Origin of the sequence: Streptomyces sp. NPDC060027 (assembly GCF_042737005.1) — a bacterium.
GTDB lineage: Bacteria > Actinomycetota > Actinomycetes > Streptomycetales > Streptomycetaceae > Streptomyces.
Genome location: NZ_JBHWVI010000385.1, coordinates 1 through 4,412, shown reverse-complemented (window position 1 = coordinate 4,412; position 4,412 = coordinate 1). Strand labels below are relative to the sequence as shown.

2 protein-coding genes are annotated in these 4,412 nt (G+C 70.6%); both read right to left on the bottom strand.

Features of this window, described 5'->3' with window-relative positions:
* Positions 1-343 precede the first annotated feature (343 nt).
* Positions 344-1,816, bottom strand: coding sequence for a VCBS repeat-containing protein (locus tag ACFWBT_RS42005; RefSeq protein WP_385709807.1), 1,473 nt, complete (start codon positions 1,814-1,816; stop codon positions 344-346).
* 559 nt (positions 1,817-2,375) lie between these two features.
* On the bottom strand, positions 2,376-3,998 hold the full coding sequence (locus tag ACFWBT_RS42000) for an MFS transporter (RefSeq protein WP_385709804.1): 1,623 nt from the start codon (positions 3,996-3,998) through the stop codon (positions 2,376-2,378).
* Between the last annotated feature and the right edge of the window lie 414 nt (positions 3,999-4,412).

Below are 4,412 nucleotides of genomic sequence, written 5' to 3'. Positions count from 1 at the left end.
CCCTGACGGCGAATCCCAGCCCGCTGCCCTGCTCCGCAGGAGTCCGTTTCCTCCCCAGCCTGAAGGCCGGGGTATCCACGGAGGAGTTCCGATGAACTGGTGCGTATTCGGTGGATCCTAGAAGCAGGCACTGACATCTCCCGCGTTCCTGCGCTGCATCACGGGAGCGCCTGCTCTGGGTAGGGACGGTGGCGGTGCTGCGGGCAAGGTCCCGGAGCTGGTGGACCACTGCACATCCCATCCGGGTTGCGCCGGCGCGGGACGGTACCCGGCGGCACGGGCGCGGGACGACAGGAGCCCGCACCCCTGGCGGGTGCGGGCTCCTGTGACGGGAAGGGGCGCGTCAGTTGGCGGCGTTGGCTCCGAAGTACGGGGAAGCATCCGTCGAGACGCCGACCGAGGACGGGGCGATGGAGCGCGCGCCGGTCGTGGTGATCCGCGTGCCGTCGGAGGGCAGGTACACCAGCGAGCCGTTGCCGGCGTTCTCGCCGAACGCGCCGACGGTCAGGTCCGCCCTGCCGTCGCCCGTGGCGTCGGTGAGCTTCACCTCTCCGCCGAACCGGTCGCCCTTCTCGTCCGAGCCGGGCACACCGGCCGTCGACTGGGCGAAGTACTGGTACCCCGACATGGTGTTCACGCCCGAGGCGGAGCCGTACAGCACGGTGACCGCGCCCGTGTCGACAACGCTGCCCAGATTCTCACCGGGGGCGCCGACCACCAGGTCCGTCATGCCGTCGCCGTTGATGTCGCCGAGGGACAGCTCGCCGCCGAACCAGTCGCCGCGCTCGGAGGAGCCGGGCACGTTGCCGCTGTTCTGGGTGACCGCGACCGTGGCGGCCGGGCCGTCGGCGGAACCGTAGACGATGTGCACCTTGCCGCCGGTGGTGGACTCGGGCACGGTCGGGCCGCCGTCGTCGGCCGGGTCCCAGTTCTGGCCGGTGACGATGTCGCCGAAGCTGTCGCCGTTGATGTCGCCGATACCGGTGATGAGCCCGCTCTTCAGTTCGCGTGCCTGGCCCGAGTCCAGGCCGGAGGCCGTGCCGGGCACGTACCAGTTGATGTAGTAGCCGTAGTCGCCGCCGTCCTGGTAGCCGTCGACGACCAGGTCCGTGCGCTTGTCGCCGTTGACGTCGCCCGCGGTGAGCATGAGCGTGCCGGTCTCGCCGCCGGTGATGATGTCCGTGGTCAGCGAGTAGCGGCCGCCGTAGGTGCCCGCCTTGGTGATGCCGCCCTTGAAGACGTACACCCGGTTCGACGAGGAGCCGACCGCGAGGTCCTCCGTGCCGTCGCCGTCGAAGTCGCCCGCGGCCAGCGCGCGGCCCCAGCGGTCGTGCGACGAGGGCGCCGCGTCCTTGACCGTCGTCGCGCCGGACAGGCCGCTCGCCGAACCCCACACCATGACGACGGTGCCGCCGTCGGTGTCGCCGTCCACGTCCTCGCGCTGCGCGGCGGCCGCGAGGTCGTCGTAGCCGTCGCCGTTGAAGTCGCCGTAGGCACTGACCCAGCCGAAGCCGTCCTCGGTCTCGGCGCTGCCGGGCACACCGGCGGTGTTCTGGCTGATCGTGGCGCGCTTCGTGGACGTCACGCCGCTCGCCGAGCCGTACAGGGCGACGATCTGGCCGGCGCCCTTCTTGCCGCCGACGGTGGACCAGCCGGCGGAGTACGCCACGTCTCCGTAGCCGTCGTTGTTGAAGTCCGCCACCGGGTGGTGGACGGAGTCGGCCGCCGTCGCCGTCACGGCCGTGAAGGAGAGCAGACCGCCCGTCAGCGCGGCAGCGGTCGCCGTCGCGAGGGTCAGTCGCAGATGCTTGTGCATGCGGGGTCTCCTGCTGCATGCGGGAGCGCCTCCCGGGCGCTCACAGCCAATTGGGTGCGTTCCGGCCGTGTTCGCCCGGAGTTCTACCCGGGCGCCACCGGCGGTTGGCGATCAGGAGACCGTCCGGACGGGGCGGGGGTTGTACGCGGGACCCCGGACTTCTTCGCCGATTCACGTGCCCGGTGCGGCGATCGGGGCGTACGGGACGCAACCGGACATCGTGCGTCCGGTGCGCCGCCGCTCCTCGCGAGCACGCCGCTGCTTGGGCCCGAGCCGCGAGGACCGCCCGGCCGGCCGGGCACCCGTCCGTACGGGCCCGCCGTCCGGACCCGTGCCGCGAGAGCCACGACCACGCGACACTTCGACAACAGGGCCTCCTGCTTCTCGCTGGACTCGACATCCGCGAGCTACCAAGAGGCCCTTCTTCCATGCCTCCACACCGAACAACTCACCCGAACCATGACCTCGCCCGCGTCAGTCCGGTCTTCAGACCTGCTTTCGACGGCCCTGGGGCAAGGCAGCGCACGGACACGGTCGGCGACCGGCTGACCGGCCGGCCTCAGGCTCCCGGTCCGCTCGACCTCTCGGTGGCGGCAGGGGCGGAGTCCTCGGTGCAGTAGCGCCGCAGGAGTTCCCGTTCGGCGTCCCGGTGCGGGAACATGAAGAAGATCAGCAGCGCACCCAGGGCGATCGCGGCCAGGCCGACGGTGTACGCCCAGTCGTCGCCGTGGAGGAACGACTGGCGTGCTGCCGCGACGATCTGGTCGGCGTAGCGGGGGTGCTGCTGGGCGACCTGCCCGGCGGAGGCGAACGACTTCGTCAGCTCGCTCTGGACCTGGTCCGACACGTCCTTGCTCTCGGGGGAAGCGGCGATCGCCGCGCTGAAGGCCGAGGCATAGCCGGCGGTGAGGAGCGCGCCCATGATGGACTGCATGATGGCCCCGCCGAGGTCGCGTTGCAGGTCGGCGGTGCCTGAGGCCATGCCGGCCCGTCGTACGGGCACCGATCCGGTCAGCGAGTGGGATGAGGGCGTCCCGGCGAAGCCGGCGCCGATACCGATGAGCACGTAGGCGAAGCCGATCTGCCAGTAGCCGCTGTCCTCGCCCCAGAACAGCAACATCCAGGCGAAGGCGAGGAAGAGGAACCCGTAACCGATCAGCAGGGTCGTGCGGGCGCCGCGTCTCTCGACCAGCTTCGCGGACCGTGGTGCCACGAGCACCATCATCACGACGAGGGGGAGGATGGCGGCGCCGGCTTCGACGGGGCTGTACTCGAGCACGTTCTGCAGGTACTGCTGGCTGATGAACGCCGACCCCATCATGGAGCCCCACACGATGATTCCCGCGCACGCGGCGACCCAGAACGTGCGCCGGCCGGCGATGTGGAGGTCGTACAACGGGTTCGGAGCCCGGCGCTGACGCCAGAAGAACGCCGCTCCGGCAGCCAGGGCGATCACGGCGAGGCCGACGACCAGTGACCCCTGGCCGGGGACGGCGGCGAAATTGATCGCCAGCACCAGTCCCGCGACCAGGAGGACGGAGAGGATGCCGCCGAGGTTGTCCACCGGTTCGGCCGACTCGTTGGCGTGCGCGGGGACGAACAGCAGGGCCATGACCAGCGCGACCACGGCGAGGGGCAGAGTGATCAGGAACACCGAACCCCAGTAGAAGCGTTCGAGCAGGGCGCCCGCGATCACCGGCCCGAGCATGGAGATGCCGCCGCCCAGGGCCGACCACAGCGCGATCGACTTCGTCCGCCCCGGCCCCGCCCACAGGGCGGTGATCAGCGCCAGGGTGGTCGGGTAGGCCATGCCGGCCGAGAGTCCGCCGAGGATCCGGGCCGCCACAAGGACGTTGTCGTTCGGCGCGTACGCGGCGAGCAGGCAGGCGGGGATGGACAGAGCGATGCCGAGGAGCAGCAGCAGCTTGCGGCCGTGACGGTCGCCGATCGCACCCAGATAGAGCACCGATGCGGCCAGGCCGAGGGAGTACCCCACGGCGATCAGGTTCAGCGTGGTCTGGGAGGAGTCGAAGGCCTTCCCGATCGCGGGCAGTGCCACGTTGGCCACCGACAGGTTCAAGTTGGCCACGGCGGCAACGATGATCAGGGACGTCAAGACGAGCGACGCCCGCGCCGGGGCCTCGCGCGGAACGTCGATGCGAGGCGCGCCGCTTTTCGACATGGAACCTCCGGGGCGAAGTTGGGCTTCGCGAGAGTCTTGCCTGATCCGCCGTGCCGCACATCGCCCCATTGGGATGACACGCCCGCTTAGGGTGTCGTGCCCGGTGGTTGCAGGGCCGGGTTCCAGGCGTGCGGGCATGTCCGGCGGCGACGCGAGCGGTGGGAGCGGTGGGAGCGGTGCCAACCTTGGACGTGGCGATGCCTGTTGAGGGGCCGTCTCACCGAAACCGACGCCTTCGGTCACGCAGAAAGGCGGGTCCGCCACCACTGGGGAAGTGACGGACCCGCCTTCGTCCACGTGCCATGTCCGTCCCCGGCGCGCGCGGTCTGCGAGGAAGTTCAGGGGGCGTCCGGCTCCGCCGATGTCGTGGGCGAGCCCGGCCCGACCTGTACTCGGCGGCCATCCGCCGGACGC